Annotated in this window: 21 protein-coding genes and 1 tRNA gene; 15 read left to right on the forward strand and 7 right to left on the reverse strand. The window is 66.4% G+C overall.

Annotated features, from left to right (window positions below; translation table 11 throughout):
* Positions 1-37: 37 nt before the first annotated feature.
* Entirely contained in the window at positions 38-469 is a 432-nt protein-coding gene (locus tag ACSFBL_RS14380; protein ID WP_435516454.1) for an FHA domain-containing protein, read from the forward strand.
* A gap of 4 nt (positions 470-473) precedes the next feature.
* Here the strand turns inward: ACSFBL_RS14380 and ACSFBL_RS14385 are convergent, their stop codons facing one another.
* Positions 474-998, reverse strand: coding sequence for a hypothetical protein (locus ACSFBL_RS14385; protein WP_435516455.1), 525 nt, complete (start codon positions 996-998; stop codon positions 474-476).
* A gap of 189 nt (positions 999-1187) precedes the next feature.
* Here ACSFBL_RS14385 and ACSFBL_RS14390 point away from each other — a divergent pair, with 189 nt between their 5' ends.
* Positions 1188-3704: an ABC transporter permease gene (locus ACSFBL_RS14390; protein WP_435516456.1), complete on the forward strand. Its 2517-nt coding sequence runs from the start codon at positions 1188-1190 to the stop codon at positions 3702-3704.
* Between the two features lie 12 nt (positions 3705-3716).
* The gene (locus tag ACSFBL_RS14395) at positions 3717-4277 is read left to right on the forward strand and encodes a GNAT family N-acetyltransferase (RefSeq protein ID WP_435516457.1); all 561 of its coding nucleotides are present in this window, start codon (positions 3717-3719) and stop codon (positions 4275-4277) included.
* A 533-nt stretch (positions 4278-4810) separates the two neighbouring features.
* On the opposite strand, the gene ACSFBL_RS14400 is transcribed toward ACSFBL_RS14395, so the two are convergent.
* A complete protein-coding gene (locus tag ACSFBL_RS14400) occupies positions 4811-5797 on the reverse strand; it encodes an isopenicillin N synthase family dioxygenase (RefSeq protein ID WP_435516458.1) in 987 nt (328 codons plus the stop codon).
* A gap of 78 nt (positions 5798-5875) precedes the next feature.
* Between ACSFBL_RS14400 and ACSFBL_RS14405 the strand changes: the two genes are divergently transcribed.
* Positions 5876-6295, forward strand: coding sequence for a group II truncated hemoglobin (locus ACSFBL_RS14405; protein WP_435516459.1), 420 nt, complete (start codon positions 5876-5878; stop codon positions 6293-6295).
* 17 nt (positions 6296-6312) lie between these two features.
* Here ACSFBL_RS14405 and ACSFBL_RS14410 read toward each other — a convergent pair whose 3' ends face one another.
* Together ACSFBL_RS14410 and radC are read right to left on the reverse strand one after the other, a co-directional pair.
* Complete coding sequence (locus tag ACSFBL_RS14410) at positions 6313-6969, reverse strand: Smr/MutS family protein (RefSeq protein ID WP_435516460.1); 657 nt, start codon at positions 6967-6969, stop codon at positions 6313-6315.
* A 35-nt stretch (positions 6970-7004) separates the two neighbouring features.
* Positions 7005-7682, reverse strand: a complete 678-nt coding sequence (radC, locus tag ACSFBL_RS14415; RefSeq protein ID WP_435516461.1) for a RadC family protein — start codon at positions 7680-7682, stop codon at positions 7005-7007.
* Positions 7683-7717: 35 nt separating this feature from the next.
* On the opposite strand from radC, the gene ACSFBL_RS14420 reads away from it, so the two are divergent.
* The 3 genes from ACSFBL_RS14420 to ACSFBL_RS14430 are packed head-to-tail and all read left to right on the forward strand — an operon-like array spanning position 7718 to position 10127.
* Positions 7718-8206, forward strand: coding sequence for an FKBP-type peptidyl-prolyl cis-trans isomerase (locus tag ACSFBL_RS14420; RefSeq protein WP_435516462.1), 489 nt, complete (start codon positions 7718-7720; stop codon positions 8204-8206).
* Positions 8203-9168 carry a 4-hydroxy-3-methylbut-2-enyl diphosphate reductase gene (gene ispH, locus ACSFBL_RS14425; RefSeq protein WP_435516463.1) on the forward strand — a complete coding sequence of 322 codons (966 nt, stop codon included), beginning with the start codon at positions 8203-8205 and terminating at the stop codon, positions 9166-9168. The genes ACSFBL_RS14420 and ispH overlap by 4 nt, the downstream gene beginning before the upstream one ends.
* Complete coding sequence (locus ACSFBL_RS14430; protein ID WP_435516464.1) at positions 9165-10127, forward strand: threonine/serine dehydratase; 963 nt, start codon at positions 9165-9167, stop codon at positions 10125-10127. Before ispH ends, ACSFBL_RS14430 begins: the two co-directional genes overlap by 4 nt.
* 3 nt (positions 10128-10130) lie before the next feature.
* On the opposite strand, the gene ACSFBL_RS14435 is transcribed toward ACSFBL_RS14430, so the two are convergent.
* Positions 10131-10547, reverse strand: coding sequence for a VOC family protein (locus ACSFBL_RS14435; protein ID WP_435516465.1), 417 nt, complete (start codon positions 10545-10547; stop codon positions 10131-10133).
* 62 nt (positions 10548-10609) lie between these two features.
* On the opposite strand from ACSFBL_RS14435, the gene serS reads away from it, so the two are divergent.
* The 8 genes from serS (at position 10610) to ACSFBL_RS14475 (ending at position 16211) form a co-directional block, all read left to right on the forward strand.
* Entirely contained in the window at positions 10610-11941 is a 1332-nt protein-coding gene (gene serS, locus ACSFBL_RS14440; protein ID WP_435516466.1) for a serine--tRNA ligase, read from the forward strand.
* 47 nt (positions 11942-11988) lie between these two features.
* Positions 11989-12078: transfer RNA gene (locus ACSFBL_RS14445), tRNA-Ser, on the forward strand.
* Positions 12079-12350: 272 nt separating this feature from the next.
* Complete coding sequence (locus tag ACSFBL_RS14450) at positions 12351-13646, forward strand: tyrosine-type recombinase/integrase (protein ID WP_435516467.1); 1296 nt, start codon at positions 12351-12353, stop codon at positions 13644-13646.
* A gap of 241 nt (positions 13647-13887) precedes the next feature.
* Positions 13888-14136: a helix-turn-helix transcriptional regulator gene (locus ACSFBL_RS14455; RefSeq protein WP_435516468.1), complete on the forward strand. Its 249-nt coding sequence runs from the start codon at positions 13888-13890 to the stop codon at positions 14134-14136.
* Positions 14133-14513 (forward strand): hypothetical protein, encoded by a 381-nt coding sequence (locus ACSFBL_RS14460; RefSeq protein ID WP_435516469.1) that lies wholly within the window; start codon positions 14133-14135, stop codon positions 14511-14513. Before ACSFBL_RS14455 ends, ACSFBL_RS14460 begins: the two co-directional genes overlap by 4 nt.
* Entirely contained in the window at positions 14510-15049 is a 540-nt protein-coding gene (locus ACSFBL_RS14465) for a hypothetical protein (protein ID WP_435516470.1), read from the forward strand. Before ACSFBL_RS14460 ends, ACSFBL_RS14465 begins: the two co-directional genes overlap by 4 nt.
* Complete coding sequence (locus tag ACSFBL_RS14470) at positions 15046-15216, forward strand: hypothetical protein (protein WP_435516471.1); 171 nt, start codon at positions 15046-15048, stop codon at positions 15214-15216. Before ACSFBL_RS14465 ends, ACSFBL_RS14470 begins: the two co-directional genes overlap by 4 nt.
* Complete coding sequence (locus tag ACSFBL_RS14475; protein ID WP_435516472.1) at positions 15213-16211, forward strand: hypothetical protein; 999 nt, start codon at positions 15213-15215, stop codon at positions 16209-16211. Before ACSFBL_RS14470 ends, ACSFBL_RS14475 begins: the two co-directional genes overlap by 4 nt.
* Before the next feature lie 67 nt (positions 16212-16278).
* Here the strand turns inward: ACSFBL_RS14475 and ACSFBL_RS14480 are convergent, their stop codons facing one another.
* On the reverse strand, positions 16279-16644 hold the full coding sequence (locus ACSFBL_RS14480; protein ID WP_435516473.1) for a hypothetical protein: 366 nt from the start codon (positions 16642-16644) through the stop codon (positions 16279-16281).
* A gap of 44 nt (positions 16645-16688) precedes the next feature.
* On the reverse strand, positions 16689-16919 hold the full coding sequence (locus ACSFBL_RS14485; protein WP_435516474.1) for a hypothetical protein: 231 nt from the start codon (positions 16917-16919) through the stop codon (positions 16689-16691).
* Positions 16920-16924: the final 5 nt, after the last annotated feature.

Genomic DNA, 16924 nt, shown 5'->3' on the forward strand with positions numbered 1-16924 from the left:
AGCTCGATGCCACTCCAGCAATCGAGAGGAACTAGGTATGGCAAGACTGATCATCCTGGCACGGCATGCCAGTGTCCGGCAGGTCAACATCGCGGCGACGCTCACCACCATCGGGCGTTCCATCGGCAACAGGGTCTGCATCGACAGCGAACGGGTGAGCCGCCATCACGCCGCCATCCAGTGGACGGGCGAGGGCTTCATGCTCACCGACATGGGCAGCCGCAACGGCACCTACGTCAACAATGAAAAGGTGCGATCGCGCGCGCTGAAGAACGGCGACGCCATCGTCGTCGGGGATTGCCAGTTGCGCTTTCTGTTCAGCAGCAGGACGCTGCCGCCGGTCGAGGCGTTGCGCCTGCTGACCGCGCCCGACGTCCTGCTGAACCTTGAAGAGGCGGAAGCCCAGAGCGGCCGGGGCAAGCTGCCCAGTGGCCGGATCGGATTGGACAGCCGCACTTTCGTGCGCTGAATATTCAGGCGAACTGCGCTTCGGCGGGCTGGCGTTGCGCGGCCGGCGCTGCGGCAACGGGCGACGCGGCACGCGGCCTGCGCTCGTCGATCAGGCGCGCGGCCAGTTGCGCGGCCATTTCGAGCTTCTTGAGATCACGGGCCTCGATGGCCGGATCCGGGTTGAAGCAGAAGGAATAGAAGGTGCCGTAGATCGCGCCGCTGGCAAGCACCACCGGCGCACTGAGGTAGCAGCCCGCCGGAACGCGCGCGCTCAGCACCTGCTTGCAGAAAGCCAGTTCAAGGGGTTCAGCCTGTTCGTCGATGAACTGGGCGCGGAGGGACTGTTCGACACGGCGCGACACCCGCTGGCCGTCGTTGACCTCGCAGGCGAAGGCTGCTTCCATGCCGTGCTGGTCGCGCAACAGCTTCAGGACCTGGTAGACCGCGGGATCGAGCAACGGGTCGCACGCGTCCGGCGTGGCGATGAGCAGATCGGAGACCTTCACCTCGAGGGCGGCGAGTCCGTAATCGTGTTCGTAGTAGCTCATTCGTATGCTTTCCGTTGGGATGGGTTGATTGAAACCCAGAACCACGAGATTTCTCTGAAATGAGAACTATGGTTTCGGTTTCGATGCGACCTTTGTCACAAAAGTAGTACACGGTTTAACTTTTTGAAACGTTTCGGGCTAATCCCGCGCAGCCGGGTGTTCTGGCTGCTTCGGCTATCGTCAGGCCCCATGAACGCTTCCATTCGCCTCGGCTGGCGCACCCTCTGGCGCGATCTTCGTGCCGGTGAACTCCGTCTCCTGATCGTCGCCGTGCTGCTGGCCGTGGCGGCGCTCACGGCGGTCGGCTTCTTCGCCGACCGGCTCAAGGGCGGACTGCAGCGCGATGCGCGGCAACTGCTGGGTGGCGATGCCGTCCTGGCGACCGACAACCCGACGCCGGTCGCCTTCATGGAGCAGGCACGGTCTTTGGGGCTGGAGGGTTCGAGCACCTACGGATTCCCGACCATGGCGCGCGCGGACGAGGCCCAGGGCGGCGCGAGCAAGCTGGTGGCGCTGAAGGCGGTCACCGCCGGCTATCCGTTGCGCGGCAATCTGCAAGTGAGCACCGACCCCGCGGCGCCGGGCGAAATCACCCGAGACGTCCCCGCGCCCGGCGAGGCCTGGGTCGATGCCTCGCTGCTCGATTCGCTCTCGCTCAAAGTGGGGGACACGCTGCTGCTGGGCGATGCCGCCCTGCGCATCGGCCGGATCATCACGCTCGAACCCGACCGCGGCGCCGGCTTCATGAGCTTTGCGCCTCGCGTCATGCTCAGCCAGGCCGACGTACCCCGCACAGGCCTCGTGCAGCCGGCGAGCCGCGTGAGCTACCGCTTCGCCGTCGCAGGCGAACAGGGGGCGGTGAAGCGTTTCAGCGACTGGGCCGAGGCGACGATCAAGAAGGGTGATATTCGCGGCGCGCGACTCGACTCCTTCGAGAGCGGCCGGCCCGAAATGCGTCAGACGCTGGACCGCGCCGAGAAATTCCTGAACCTGGTCGCGCTCCTCGCCGCGCTGCTGTCGGCCGTCGCCGTGGCGCTGGCGGCGCGCGGCTTCGCCGCCAGCCACCTCGACGACTGCGCCATGCTGCGGGTGCTCGGCCAGAGCCAGCGCACCATCGCGGGCGCTTACGCCTTCGAGTTCGCGGTGGTGGGCGTGATCGCCAGCGCGCTGGGCGTTGCAATCGGCTTCGGCGTGCACTATGCCTTCGTGGTGCTGCTCGCGGGACTGGTCCAGAGCGCGCTGCCCGCGCCGACGATCTGGCCCGTCGCCTTCGGTTTCGGCGTGGGGCTTACGCTGCTGTTCGCCTTCGGGCTGCCGCCCGTGCTGCAGCTTGCGCGCGTTCCGCCGCTGCGCGTGATCAGGCGCGACGTCGGCAACCTCAAGCCCGCATCGATCGCCGTGCTGGGGCTGGGCGTCGCGGGCTTTGCGGCGCTGCTGGTCGCCGCCAGCAGCGACCTGAAGCTGGGCCTGATTGCCGTCGGCGGCTTCGCTGCCGCCGTGGCCGTGTTCGCGTTGCTGAGCTGGGTCGCCGTGCTGCTGCTGCGCCGCAGCGTCAACGAAACCACCGCACCGCGCTGGCTGGTGCTGGCCACGCGCCAGATATCGGCGCGACCGGCCTATGCCGTGGTGCAGGTGAGTGCGCTGGCGGTGGGGCTGCTCGCGCTGATCCTGCTGGTGCTGCTGCGCACGGACCTCGTATCGAGCTGGCGCAAGGCCACGCCGCCCGACGCGCCGAACCGCTTCGTCATCAACGTGATGCCGGACCAGAGCGACGTGTTCCAGCAGACGCTGCGCGACAACGGCGTGCGCAAGTTCGACTGGTATCCGATGATCCGCGGCCGGCTGGTGGCGGTGAACGACAAGCCGGTGACGCCCGACGACTATGCGGACGATCGCGCGAAGCGGCTGGTCGATCGCGAATTCAATCTCAGCAACAGCGTCGATGCACCGGCGCACAACATCGTCACCGCCGGCGCATGGAAGCCGGGCGCCGCTGGCGAGGTGAGCGTCGAGGAAGGGCTGGCAGAGACGCTCGGCCTGAAGCTCGGCGACATGCTGCGCTTCGACATCGGGGGCATGCAGAACGATGCGCGCATCACCTCGCTGCGCAAGGTCGACTGGGGGTCGATGCATGCGAACTTCTTCGTGATGTACACGGTGGCGTCCCTGGCCGACGTGCCCGTCACCTACATGGGTGCGTTCCGCGCGCCCGATGTGAAGGGCTTCGACAACGCGCTGGTGCGCACCTATCCGAACGTCACGAACGTCGACATGAGCGCCACGATCGGGCAGATACAGCGCGTGCTCGACCAGGTGATTCGCGCGGTGGAATTCCTCTTTGGCTTCACGCTGGCGGCGGGGCTGGTGGTGCTGTTCGCGGCTGTCACGGCCACGCGGGAGGAGCGCGCCCGCGAGTTCGCGATCATGCGCGCCGTGGGTGCGCGGGCGAGCCTGCTGCGCCAGGTGCAGCGCGCGGAACTGGTGGGCGTCGGGCTGCTCGCGGGCTTCCTTGCGAGCATCGTGGCCTCGATCATTGGCTGGGCGCTGGCGCGCTATGTGTTCGACTTCACCTGGACCGCGTCGCCGATCGTGCCGCTCGCGGGCGCGCTGGCGGGCGCTGTTCTTGCGCTCGCTGCGGGATGGTGGGGACTGCGCGAGGTGCTGCGGCGACCTGTGGTGGCGACGTTGCGACAGGCGGCGGAATAGGCGCGCGGATCGATGTCCGAGCGCATCGAGTTCGACACGGAACGTTTGCGCCTGCGGCAATGGCGGGCTGCCGATTACGAGCCTTTTGCCCAGTTGAATGCCGATCCGAAGGTGATGGCGTTTTTCCCGGCGCCGCTCTCGCGCGCCGAGAGCGATGCGATGGCGGACCGTTGCGCGCAGGCGATCGAGACGAGGGGTTGGGGCTTGTGGATTGCGGAGGAGCGTGCGAGCGGGATGCCGATCGGCTTTACCGGGCTGAGCGTGCCGAGACCAGAGCTGCCGTGTTCGCCCTGCGTTGAAGTCGGTTGGCGCTTGGCGCGTGCGTATTGGGGCCGCGGCTATGCCACCGAGGCTGCGCGTGGCGCATTGCAGGTGGGATTCGAGAGACTCGGGTTGCAGGAGATCGTCTCTTTCACCGCGGCGTCTAACCTGCCGTCGGAGGCGGTCATGAAGCGCTTGGGCATGGTGGCGGACGGGACCTTCGAGCATCCTGGGATTGCGGTTGGGCATCCGCTGCGGTTGCACAAGCTTTATCGGATGACGCGGGGGATGTGGCTGGATCGAAAGGCTTGAAATGCGGTCTGTGGGGTGGCGTCGTCGGGCGGTGTGCCCTGTGCCGGCCGACGTCACCGGCCGCTTCGCGGCTTCCCTGCGCTGCTCACGGTACGCGGGGTCCGCGCAAACTCACTCCACTTCGTTCCGTTCAAACACGCGCGGCCCTTTTTCCGCGTACCGCTGCGCTGCTCGGCGGTGCCTCAACGGCCGGCACAGGGCACACCGCCCGACGACGCTGGGACGCTGTGGTTGAACTGTTCGCTGCAACCGTTGTGAATGCGCGCAGGCTGCAACGTTAAAGACGACCACAACCGTTGCACCTTTGACAGAGCCCGGTAGGCGGTGCGGGTTGGGCGACCCCTCTACGCCGCTGAGGAGCGCAGCTTCAGGCGGATCAGGGCCGCGCGTGTCTGAGCGGAACGAAGTGGAGCGAGTTTGCGCGGACCCCGCCTGAAGCGAGCACCGGAAGGGAGCCCGAAGGGCCGGCGTAGCGGGGTTGACCGGCCCGCACCGCCTACCGGGCGCTCTCCCCAAAGAAAAGCAGCAAGAAGCTAAAGCACCTCATCCCGAAGCTGAGGAAAAACCTTCGAAACCTTGGCCAGCAAGTAGTCCCCATACCGGCCATTGAACGCGTGCACATTGGCACGGTCCCACCGCACAGCGCTGTCGTCCTGCGCATCCGCCCCAACCAGCCCGTCGATGCGCTGCACCCGAGCCTCGAAGTTCGGATCGAAGAAGAGAGGAAACGAAAGCCGGTCGCGCCCCGAGGTATTGCACGTCACGCGATGCGGCGTCGATTTGTAGATCCCGCCAGTCATGCGATCGAGCATGTCGCCGATGTTGCACACGAAGGAGTGCGGCACCGGCGGCGCCTCGATCCATCCCTCGGGTGTGCGCACTTGCAGTCCGCCCACATCATCCTGGTGAAGGATCGTGAGCAACCCATAGTCCGTGTGCTCACCGACGCCCCAATGCACATCCATGCCCTCCGGCACCGACTGCGTCGGATAGTTGAAGATGCGAAACAGGATCAGGGGGACGGCCGTGTAGCGCTCGGCGAAATACGTCGCCGGCAAGCCGAGACTCAAGGCGATGCCTTCCATCAACCGATGACCCAGCTTCGTGACCGCATCGATATAAGCAAGCACCGTGTCGCGGAATCCCTCGATCTCCGGAAACAGATTCGGCCCATGCACGGGCGTCCGGGAGCGCACCAATGGATGGTCGTCCGAAAGCTCCGTGCCCAGATAGAGCCCTTCCTTCCAGTCCGGCCGCCCCGAAGTCAACTCCCCGCCAAGCGGGAAGTAACCGCGCCACGCGCGACCACCCAAGGCCATCCGCCACTGCATCTTCGTCGCCTCGTCGAGCGCGAAGAAGCGGCGGCTCAGGCCTTCGAGCCGCTCCACAAGCGCCTCGTCCACACCATGGCCCGTGACATAGAAAAAACCGTGCGCGCGGCACGCGGCGCCGATCTGCGCGGCGACGTCGTTGCGCCCAGGTGCGTCGGCGACCAGCGCCGAAACGTCGATGACAGGCAACGCTTCGCTGCCAGAGAAGGATGGGGTCAAATCTCGCATCCCCCGATGGTGCCGCAAGTCTTGGAGACAATGTTGCCCATGCAAATCCAGGACAAACCGCCCTTCGACACACCCTTCGAATGGATCGGCGGCGAAGACAAGGTCCATGCGCTTGTCGAACGCTTCTACGACCTCATGGACCTCGAGCCCGCCTACGCCCAACTGCGCGCCGTGCACGGCACCACGCTCGACAACGCGCGGCAACGCCTCTTCTGGTTCCTCTGCGGCTGGCTCGGCGGCCCGCAGCACTACACCGACCGCTTCGGGCACCCCATGCTGCGCGCGCGCCATCTGCCCCGGAGCATCGGCGGACACAGCATCGGCATCAGGGAACGCGACCAGTGGCTCGCTTGCATGGACCAGGCGATGGGCGAAGCCGGGGTGCCCGAAGACCTGCGCGAACGCCTGCGCGGATCCTTCTTCCAGACGGCCGACTGGATGCGCAACCGCGGCGAATGAACCGCCCGATCGCCTGATCAGCGCCGCGAAGGCGCCAGCAGCACCACCAGCGCACCCGCGCCGCCCTCGGCCGGCTTTGCCTGCACGAAGGCCAGCGTTTCGTTCTTCTGGATCAGCCAGCGCTGCACCTTCGCCTTCAATACCGGCTGTCTGCCGGGAGAGCCTAGGCCCTTGCCGTGCACCACGCGCACGCAACGCACGCCCTGCTTGTACGCATCGCGGATGAAGGCGCCGAGCGCCTCGCGCGCCTCGTCGCTGCGCAGCCCGTGCAGGTCGATCTCCCGCTGGATGGACCATTCGCCCGCGCGCAGCTTGCGCGTCACGTCGGTGTTGATGCCGGGGCGGCGAAAGCTCATCGCGTCGTCGGCGTCGAGCAGGGTGCTGACGTCGAACTCGTCGGAGAGCGACTCGCGCAGCACGCGCTGCTCGTCGAGCTGCTGCTGCACCGGGATCGGCGCCGGCGGCTCCGGGGCCAGCGGCACGGCGGCCTTCTGCCGCAGGGGCTTCGTGGCGCCGATCGCGCGCGCGAAGAGGTCCTGGTCGGCCGCCCGCTTCTTCTGCGCCACCGCATGCGCGGCGGCCTCCGCCGCGTCACGCTCGCGCTGTTCGGTGAGGGACCGTTGCACCTGCTTCAGGTCGGCAAGGCTCTTGAGACTGTTGGATTTTGCGGGCATGGAAGATGGACGATGGTACGCGGAGCGCACGCGCTTCAGACGAGGCCGCGTTCCGCCATCGAGAGCGTACTGCCCCTGGCCACGATCACGTGGTCCAGGACCCGGACGTCGATCAGCGCCAATGCCGACTTGAGCATCTGGGTGAGCAACTCGTCGGCCCGGGAAGGATCCACGCAGCCGCTCGGGTGGTTGTGCGCCAGCACCACGGCCGCGGCATGGTGATGCAGCGCCCGGCTGACCACTTCGCGCGGGTAGACGCTGGTCTGCGTGAGCGTGCCGCGAAAAAGCTCTTCCATCGCGATCAACCGGTGCCGGGCGTCCAGGAACAGGGCGGCGAACACCTCGTAGGATCGCGCGGCAATGTGCAACTGCAGGTACTGCTTCACCGCATCGGGCGAATCGAATACCGCGCGTTCCTTCAGGCGCTCGGCCAATGCGCGGCGCGCGAGTTCGAGGACTGCGGCCAGTTCGGCGCGCTTGGCGGTGCCGCCGAGGCCCTTGACGCGCTTGAGGTCGTCGAGCTCCGCGTGGAGGAGGCCCGTGAGCCCGCCAAAGCTGTCGAGCAGCTCCTGGGAGAGCTGCAGCACGTTCTTCCCGGGGATGCCGGTCCGAAGCAGCAGCGCCACCAGTTCGGCGTCGGCCAGCGCGCCGGGGCCGAGCCCCATGAGTTTCTCGCGCGGGCGCGCGTCTTCGATCAGGTCCTTGAAAGACATGGCTCTTCTGGGGTTCAAGCCCCACTCCCTAAAATATGGGCCCCAGTCTATCGGGACTCTTCACCTTGCCTTCCTCCCACACCGCCGCCGTCGTCACGGCCGGTTCCTTTCTCACCCTGCATTACCGGCTGGCCGGGCCTGCGGGCGACATCATCAATACCTTCCAGGACAAGCCCGCGACGCTGTCGCTGGGCACGGGCGAGCTCTCGCCGGCGGTCGAACAGCGGCTGATCGGCATGGAGGAGGGCACCCACGCCACCTTTGAACTGCCCGCGGGCGACGCCTTCGGCGAACGCAATCCCGAGATGCAGCAATGGGTGGCGCGCAAGCTGCTCGCGCAGATGGGCGATCCCGACGAGAAGTACGCCGTGGGCGACGTCGTGCAGTTCCCGACGCCTGACGGCACCGGCAGCTACGCCGGTGCCGTCATCGAATCGAACGACACCGCGGTGCGCTTCGACTTCAACCATCCCCTCGCAGGTCAGCCCGTGACCTTCGAGGTCAAGCTGATCGGCGTGCTGTGAGCGTGGTCCAGGAAGTCATCCTTGCCGAGCCGCGCGGCTTCTGCGCCGGCGTCGACCGCGCGATCGAGATCGTCGAGCGTGCCCTCGCGAAATTCGGTGCGCCGATCTACGTGCGGCACGAGATCGTGCACAACACCTATGTCGTCAACGAGCTCAAGACCAAGGGCGCGATCTTCATCGAGGACCTCGCCGACGTGCCGCCGGGCGCCACGCTGGTGTTCAGCGCGCACGGCGTCAGCAAGGCCGTGCAGGCCGAGGCGCGCGAACGCGGCTTCGAGATCTTCGACGCGACCTGCCCGCTCGTGACCAAGGTGCATGTCGAGGTCGCGAAGCTGGCGAAAGAGGGCTACGAGTTCATCATGATCGGCCACAAGGGCCATCCCGAAGTCGAAGGCACGATGGGTCAACTGTCGAGCGGCATCCACCTGGTCGAAGACGTGGAGGACGTCGCGCATGTCTCGCCGGCGCAGACCGACAAGCTCGCGGTCGTCACGCAGACCACGCTGTCCGTCGACGACGCCGCCGAGATCTCCGCGGCCGTGCGCGCGCGCTTCCCGAACGTTCGCGAGCCCAAGCAGCAGGACATCTGCTACGCCACGCAGAACCGGCAGGATGCCGTGAAGATCCTGAGTCCGCAGGTCGACCTCGTGATCGTGGTCGGCAGCCCGACCAGTTCCAACAGCAATCGCCTGCGCGAACTCGCGCAGCGCCTCGGCACGGAGAGCTACATGGTCGATTCGGCCGCTGAACTGAAGCCCGAATGGTTCGAGGGCAAGACCCGGGTCGGCCTGACGGCTGGTGCCTCGGCACCCGAGATCCTCGTGCGCGAGGTGATCGACCGCGTGAAGGCGCTGGGCGCCGTTTCCGTGCGCAAGATGGACGGCATCGAGGAAACGCTCAAGTTCCCGCTGCCCAAGGGCCTCAAGCTCGACGACATTCCGCCACCGGGCCATATCTCGTGAGCGCGACGGCACACGACTGGCGCGGCGACATCGAGGCCGCATCGCACCGCCTGCACGAGCGGGCGCCGCACTTCCTGCGCGAGACGCCGCTCTGGAAGCTGTCCGGCGAGGCGCTGGGCGTGAAGGTGCGAGGCGTCGAAGTCTGGCTCAAGCTCGAACATCTGCAGGTCAGCGGCAGCTTCAAGGCGCGCGGCATGATGAACCGGCTGCTGGCCAACGACATTCCCGCCTCGGGCGCGATCGTGGCCTCCGGGGGCAATGCCGGCATCGCGACCGCCGCAGCCGCCCAGGCACTCGGCGTGCATTGCGCGGTGTACCTGCCCAAGGTTTCCACCGAGGCCAAGCGGGCCCGGCTGCGTGCGCTCGGGGCCGAAGTCGTCGTCGTCGGCGAAGCGTACGGCGACGCGTTGGCGGCCTGTCTCGAACGCCAGCGCGAAACCGGCGCGCTGCTCACGCATGCCTACGACCAGCCTGAAGTGGTTGCCGGCGCGGGCACGCTCGGCCGCGAGATCGAGCAGCAGGGCGGCCTGCCGGACTCCGTGCTGGTGAGCGTCGGCGGCGGTGGCCTCATCGGCGGCCTGGCAGCCTGGTTCGAGCAGCGCAGCCGCGTGGTGGCACTCGAGCCCGAACTGGCGCCGACGCTGGTGCGCGCGCGCGAAGCCGGCGAGCCGGTCGACGTCGACGTCGGCGGGGTTGCGGCCGACTCGCTGGGCGCACGGCGCATCGGCGCGATCTCCTGGGAGATCACGCAGCGCCACGTGCGCGATGCGCTCCTGTTGCCCGACGAAGCCATCCGCGCTGCCCAACTCTGGATGTGGAAAGAGCTGAAGCTGGCCGTCGAGCCGGCCGCGTCCCTGCCGCTGGCCGCGCTGCAAACCGGCCTCTACGTGCCGCGCGAGGGCGAGAAGGTCTGCCTCATCGTCTGCGGGGCCAATGTCGATCCGGCAACGCTGAACTGATCTTCAGGTGCTGGCGGGCGGATGCTCGCAGTTGACCATCCACGGCAGGCCGAACTTGTCTTCGAGCATGCCGAAGCCCGATGACCAGAAGGTCGCCGCGTACGGCATCGTGACCTTGCCGCCCTCGGACAGCGCCTTGAAGAGCTTCTCGCCTTCCGCGACGTCCTTGGTTTGCACCGATAGCGAAAAGCCCTTGTAGCCGTCGAAGGGGTAGCCCGGCGGCAGGTCGGACGCCATGATCTTGTGTCCGCGGGCCTCCAGCGTGGCATGCATGATCTTCTGCTTGTGCGAGTCGGGCGTGTCCTTGCCCATCGGGCTTTCGGCGAAGGTCATGCTGAAGGTGATCTTGCCGTCCAGGCACTTGGCGTAGAACGCGAGCGCCTCCGCCGCGTTTCCGTTGAATGACAGATAGGCTTCCATTGCATCTCCATTGAGGTGAACTGGCAGGGGAGCACGATCCTACGCGCACCTAAAATCCGCAAATGCTCGATATCACTCTGTTACGCAAGGACCTCGCGTCCGTCGTTTCCCGCCTCGAAACGCGCAAAAAGGACCAGCCCTACCTCGACGTGGCCAGATTCACGTCGCTCGAGGCCGAGCGCAAGACCTTGCAGACCCGCACCGAGGAAATCCAGGCGCGCCGCAATGCCCTCAACAAGCAGATCGGGCCGCTGAAAGCCAAGGGCGAATCGGTCGATGCGCTGATGGCGGAAGTCAACGCGCTCAAGGCGGAGCAGGAATCCTCGGCCACCCGGCTCGATGCGCTCCAGCCCGAACTCCAGGCACTGTTGCTGGCCGTGCCGAACCTGCCGCACGCCAGCGTGCCGGTCGGCGAGGACGAACATGCCAACGTCGAAGTGCGGCGCTGGAGCCCCCAGGGCGGCGCAGGCGCATCCGCGTCGCCGTTGACCTTCACGCCCAAGGACCACGTGGACCTCGGAACGCCGCTGGGCCTGGACTTCGAGACGGGCGCCAAGCTCTCGGGTTCGCGTTTCAGCGTGATGAAGGGCCCGATCGCGCGGCTGCATCGCGCCCTCGCCCAGTTCATGCTCGACATCCAGACGCAGCAGCACGGCTATACCGAGTGCTACGTGCCCTACATCGTGAACGCCGAGACGCTGCGCGGTACCGGCCAGTTGCCCAAGTTCGAAGGCGACCTGTTCGCCGCGAAGAAGGGTGGCCAGGACGGCGAGCCCGCGCCCGACCATTCGGCGCTCTACCTCATCCCCACCAGCGAGGTGCCGCTCACGAACTTCGTGCGCGACGAGGTGGTGGCCGAGGCGCAATTGCCGATCAGGCTCACCGCTCACACGCCGTGCTTTCGATCGGAAGCGGGCAGCGCCGGGCGCGACACGCGCGGCATGATCCGCCAGCACCAGTTCGACAAGGTCGAGATGGTCCAGATCACGCATCCGGACAAGAGCTACGAAGCCCTCGAAGCCATGACCGGCCACGCCGAGGCCGTGCTGCAGGCGCTGGAATTGCCGTACCGCGTCGTCCTGCTGAGCACGGGGGACATGGGTTTCGGTTCCACCAAGACCTATGACCTGGAAGTGTGGCTCCCGGCGCAGGACACCTACCGCGAGATCAGCTCGGTATCGAACTGCGAGGCCTTCCAGGCGAGGCGCCTGCAAGCCCGCTTCAAGAACGCGCAGGGCAAGAACGAGCTCGTCCACACGCTCAACGGATCGGGCCTGGCCGTCGGCCGCACGCTGGTGGCCGTGCTCGAAAACCACCAGGGCGAGGACGGTTCGATCAAGGTGCCGATCGCGCTGAGGCCCTATCTGGGCGGCATCGAAGTGTTGCGCGGCTGAAAAAGAGGCCCGCGGGCGCTGCTATAATTTCGGGCTCGACAGACACCGGAGAGGTGGCAGAGTGGTCGAATGTACCTGACTCGAAATCAGGCGTACGTGCGAACGTACCGAGGGTTCGAATCCCTCCCTCTCCTCCAGAAGTGAGTTTTTACGGTCTGCATAGGTCCACGAAAACATAGAAAGCCCGCACAGTTCCCTCTGTGGCGGGCTTTTTTACGTCCGTATGCGTCCGCATGCGGGTTTGTCAATCCACGGTTCTTCGATGGTACGGATGTTGGTATCGGGTCTACCGTGTGTTGGTACGGCGCCGGGTTGACCCGTGGCCGATTGGTAGTGGTGGAGACGGCACGGTTGAAGAACTGGACCACTCGCCTTGTTCACCTGCCCAACAACCAACCGCGACGCACTCATGCTCACCGATACCGCCATCCGCAAGGCCAAGCCCACTGACAAACTGCAAAAGTTGTCCGACGCTGGTGGCCTCCAACTTCACATCCCTCCAGCATCGACCGCGAGTGCTACGGGCGCCGCCGCGAGCAGGCTCTGGCGTCTGGCCTATCGCTTCGAGGGCAAGCAAAAGCTCATGGCGCTGGGGGCGTACCCGCACGTGGGGCTCGCGCAGGCCCGCGAGGCCCGCGACGCCGCGCGCAAGCTGCTTGCGCAAGGGGTTGACCCCATGCAGGCGCGTCACGCCGCCAAGGCGCGTCAGGAGGCAGCCAGCGCGCATTCATTCGAGTCCGTGGCACGGCAGTGGCATGAGCATTGGAAGAGCGCCCGTAGCGACCGGCATGCGCAGTACGTGATTGCCCGACTGGAGGCCGATGTGTTCCCGGCCATCGGCGCGCGGCCCGTGGCGAGCATCGATGCGCCGGAACTGGTGCGCATGGTCAAGGCCATCGAGGCGCGCGGCGCCCTGGACATCGCCAAGCGCTGCCTGCAGATGTGTTCCCAGGTGTTCCGCCATGCAATCGCGCACGGCATCGGTGGGGCAAGCCGCAACCCGGCGGCCGACATCAAGCCGGCCGATGTGCTCAGGCCGCGCAAGAAGGAGAACTTCGCGCGGATCGACGCGCGCGAACTGCCGGCGCTGCTGCGCAAGATCGAGGGCTATCAGGGCACGCCGGTGACGCGTCTTGCCATGAAGCTGATGGCGCTCACGTTCGTCCGCACGGGTGAACTCATCGGAGCGCGCTGGGAGGAATTTGATCTGGAGGCGGCCCGTTGGGACATCCCGGCCGAGCGCATGAAGATGAAGACGCCCCACGTCGTACCGCTGTCCACGCAGGCTGTCGAGGTGCTGCGGGTTCTGCAAACAGTGTCGGGGAACGGTTCGCAGGTCAAGGGCAATGACAAGGGCGACGAGGCGCTGGCGAGGGACCGTGCGCGACTTCTATTTCCCGGTGAGCGGGACCACGGCAAGCCCATGAGCAATAACACGATCCTCAAGGCGCTGGAGCGTATGGGGTTCAAGGGGCGCATGACCGGGCATGGCTTTCGGGGTCTCGCCTCGACAATTCTGCACGAGCGCGGCTTCGAGCACGCGCACATCGAACTGCAGCTTGCGCATGCCGAGCGCGATGAGGTGAGCGCCGCCTACAACTTTGCGACCTACTTGCCGCAGCGGCGCACGCTGATGCAGTGGTGGGGCGACTATCTGGACGCAGCCACGCGCGGGCCGGTCGTGCAGCTTGCGCGGGTGGCGTGAAGCGCAAGAGTGTCAACTAGTGCACAGGGTTAGACCGAGGACGACAGGGGACTGACATGGGCGACGATGGGTGCAATTCGCGGACTTGGCCGAGTTGAACCCCTTTGCGTGCCGGGGTGACCATAGGAACAGAGTTCGGTGTTCGAGTTTCGGTCTGACTGGCGCCCTCGCGGTTTCGCACCCGCCTTGCATGGGGCCTGCAGCAGGTCTGACAAGACGTTCAAGTGAACGGAGTCGGCCTGTGCCTGAGACCATCCCTCACCCTGATACCCCCATCGACCCGCTGTTGAGCGTGGAGACCGTGTGCGCGATCGTTGGCGGCAAGCGCTCCTGGCTGCTGAAGAAAGTGCAAACGGGCAAGTTCCCTCAGCCCGTGCGCATCGGCGCGCGGTTCACCCGTTGGCGCGCAAGCGAGGTGCGCGAGTGGGTTGCCGACCCGGGCGCTTGGATCGCCGCGCACGCGGCGCAAGAGCCCGAGGAGGCCGCGTGAACGCGCGGCCATATGCGCCGGGGGGCACCGAGACGGTGACCCCGGACGAGATACGCGAACTGCAGCGCGCGCAAGAGCGGGCACGGTGGCGCCGAAGTGTCGAAGTGACGGCCGTGGTCGCGTGGTGGCGTGCAGCGCGAGATGCCGGGTTGTGTCGGATCGGGGACGACCCGGATTGCGAGATAGGTTCTCTGATCGCGTGGTGGTATGCGGCACGAGCGGGCGAGGCGGTGTCGGATGGCGAGGCGGATTCCCTGGTCGCGCGCTGGCGTGCGGGCGAGACGCTGCGCTGCGGTGCGGCTCCGGGCGCCGAAGTGATGTGCCTGCTTGCACGATGGCGCGCGAGCGAGGCGCAAGAGCCCGAGGAGGCTGCATGAGCGCGCGCTTGCCGGTAGCGTCGAGGTCGCAGGCGCAACTGTGTGACGACATCGAGCGCATGTATCCCGAGGTTGCGTACCTGAACGATGCCGAGGTGGTGCTGGCGGCGAAGTGTGGGGTATCGCTCGCCGAAGTCGAGGCGGTGCTGGACCTGCCGGAGATGGCCGCGCGCCTGGATGCCGCCGAGGCTCGCGCGCACGCCGATGGTCTTCTGGTGGTGCCGCTGGCGCGGCGCGTCGCCGTGAAGTTGCTGCAGCGCATCGACGCGCAGGCGGACACCGTGGATGCGTTCGAGGCGGCCGAACTGATGCGGCCGATCAATCGCATCCTGGAGAACGCCGAACGGGTGCGGCTGGCCGAGCGCACCGGCGATGAGAATTTGCCGGTCTTTAATTTCATCTTCGGGGCGGCTGGCAGCATTCATGCCGAACTCGTGAGCGCGCCGGTGGAGGCGAACGCAAGCGACGTGCTGGACGTGAAGGCGCTGCCGGTGGTGGACGCGGACGCCGAGGCGCCGGGGGAGGGCGAAGCGTGAGCCGCGTGATTTCACTGCAGGCGCGTCGCGCGGCGCAGCGCGACGCGGGGGCAGACGAGGTTGCGGCGCAGTGTCCCGTGGCGCCCCAGCCGGCGCTCGAAGCGTTCTACGCAAGCGTGCTTCCGGTGGTGGACCCGGACGCAGAGGCGCCGGAGGGCGACGCTTGAACGCGCCGATGTCTTTGGTGGCGCGGCGCGCGGCGCAGAAAGCTGAGTCTGCTGCGCAGTGGACCGTGACATGCGAGCCCGTGAACCCTCGGCCGACGCTCGAAGCCTTCTACGCAAGCGTGCTGCCGGCGCAGGGGCACTTTTGCCTGCTCCTTCTGCCTCCTGCCCAGCACGTCTGGACGGAATCGCTGGAGGGGCTGGCTGCACTTACTCGCAAGCAAGGGGAGCGCACCGGGGTTTATTTTGGCACCGCTTGCTTCAAGACGCCCGACAACCGCAAGCAGGCGAATGTACTTGCGCTGCGTGCGCTGCGCCTGGACATCGACGCCGGTCGAAAGAAGCAGGCGGCGAACCCCGAGGGGTCGTACCCAACGCGCGAGGATTCGCTGGCGGCGGTAGTGGAGGCGCAGAAGCGCGGGCTGCCCCGGCCGGGCTGGGTGATCTCCAGCGGCGAGGGCTTGCATCTCTACTGGCCGCTGGATGCGCACGTCGAGCCGCAGGCGTGGGAGCCCGTGGCCCAGGCGCTGCAGGCGGCCGGGTCGGCATGCGGGTTGCGCATCGACTCTTCGTGCACGACGGACACCGCGCGCATTCTTCGGCCGCCGGGAACGGTGCACAGCGAGGGCCGCGTGGTGTCGGTGCTGTACGGGCCGGATCAGGGCGGGCTGACGTATGCACTGGACAAACTCGATGCGGCCCTGCGGCTGCTTGCGCCTGTAGGTGGCAGATTGAGGATCGTCAACGCGAGAAGGACGGGCTCGGCTGCCGAAGACGCCATCCTGGCTCTCGCGGCTGATCGCAAGTTTGACGCGAAGGCACTGGCCGTCAACGCGGATGTCTTGGGGCCGGCACGCTCGAATCGTCGCGACCGCAGCGTGGAGGTGATTGCCGAGGGCTGCGCGGTCGTGCGCTCGTTCATTGGTGGCACGCCCCTACCCGTTCCTTGCATTCTCCAGCCGTTTCAAAATGCTCCCCCACTAAGAGCGACACCTTGAAGGGGGTGGTGGGGGTCTATGCCTCCGCCCCAGCCCCCGGGGGCACCCCTGCACGCGCCGCACAAGGTCATGCCGGCGCATCGGGAAGCCGCCGCAAGAACGCGCGCCAGTCTTCCTGCGCGCTCGTCAACGCCCGCTCGACAATCCGCTCAAGTTCGGCAAGCTGCTGAAGCGCCGCTTCTCGCGCTCTCGTGGCCTCGGACCGCGATGCGGCAGGCGCATCGGATTGCATGTCGGCCTGCTTCAAGTAGGTTCGGACTTGTTCAAACGCTTTGAAGATTGGCGTCTCGCTGCGTGGAAGAATTTCGTAGATACGCCCGCGCGGGTTGGCGGCGTCGCGGAACTTGCGCACGACGCTGTTCACGACGATCAGGTACTCAATCTGGTCCTTGGTGAGCGTGCTATGGGCGCGGTAGTCGTCTTCGATGGTCATATCAGGTGCTCCGTGGACGTACGTGGATACTACGAGTCGAGCAGTCAACCTGAAAGCGCGCAGCGGCGCTGCGCTGTTGGTATATCCGTTGGTATCGGCGTCTGGCGAGGCATGCACAATCCAGCATTCATGCGGGCTGCAGCGGATGATCTGGATGCTCCCTCTCCAGAAATGGCTTCGCGGTTGATCACCGTCATCCGCACGAAGTCCTGAAAAGCCCCGCTTGCCGGGGCTTTTTCATGCGCGTCGACTTTGCGTTCAGCTTCGACAACCATGACCG

The sequence above is a fragment of the Variovorax glacialis genome, from assembly GCF_051216375.1.
Classification (GTDB): Bacteria; Pseudomonadota; Gammaproteobacteria; order Burkholderiales; family Burkholderiaceae_C; genus Variovorax.

Bases quoted from the DNA above. Each gene is read 5' to 3' on its own strand.
- ACSFBL_RS14380 (WP_435516454.1), top strand. From the start codon at position 38: ATGGCAAGACTGATCATCCTGGCACGGCATGCCAGTGTCCGGCAGGTC.
- ACSFBL_RS14385 (WP_435516455.1), bottom strand. From the start codon at position 998: ATGAGCTACTACGAACACGATTACGGACTCGCCGCCCTCGAGGTGAAG.
- ACSFBL_RS14390 (WP_435516456.1), top strand. From the start codon at position 1,188: ATGAACGCTTCCATTCGCCTCGGCTGGCGCACCCTCTGGCGCGATCTT.
- ACSFBL_RS14395 (WP_435516457.1), top strand. From the start codon at position 3,717: ATGTCCGAGCGCATCGAGTTCGACACGGAACGTTTGCGCCTGCGGCAA.
- ACSFBL_RS14405 (WP_435516459.1), top strand. From the start codon at position 5,876: ATGCAAATCCAGGACAAACCGCCCTTCGACACACCCTTCGAATGGATC.
- ACSFBL_RS14410 (WP_435516460.1), bottom strand. From the start codon at position 6,969: ATGCCCGCAAAATCCAACAGTCTCAAGAGCCTTGCCGACCTGAAGCAG.
- radC (WP_435516461.1), bottom strand. From the start codon at position 7,682: ATGTCTTTCAAGGACCTGATCGAAGACGCGCGCCCGCGCGAGAAACTC.
- ACSFBL_RS14420 (WP_435516462.1), top strand. From the start codon at position 7,718: ATGGGCCCCAGTCTATCGGGACTCTTCACCTTGCCTTCCTCCCACACC.
- ACSFBL_RS14435 (WP_435516465.1), bottom strand. From the start codon at position 10,547: ATGGAAGCCTATCTGTCATTCAACGGAAACGCGGCGGAGGCGCTCGCG.
- serS (WP_435516466.1), top strand. From the start codon at position 10,610: ATGCTCGATATCACTCTGTTACGCAAGGACCTCGCGTCCGTCGTTTCC.
- ACSFBL_RS14450 (WP_435516467.1), top strand. From the start codon at position 12,351: ATGCTCACCGATACCGCCATCCGCAAGGCCAAGCCCACTGACAAACTG.
- ACSFBL_RS14465 (WP_435516470.1), top strand. From the start codon at position 14,510: ATGAGCGCGCGCTTGCCGGTAGCGTCGAGGTCGCAGGCGCAACTGTGT.
- ACSFBL_RS14480 (WP_435516473.1), bottom strand. From the start codon at position 16,644: ATGACCATCGAAGACGACTACCGCGCCCATAGCACGCTCACCAAGGAC.
- ACSFBL_RS14485 (WP_435516474.1), bottom strand. From the start codon at position 16,919: ATGGTTGTCGAAGCTGAACGCAAAGTCGACGCGCATGAAAAAGCCCCG.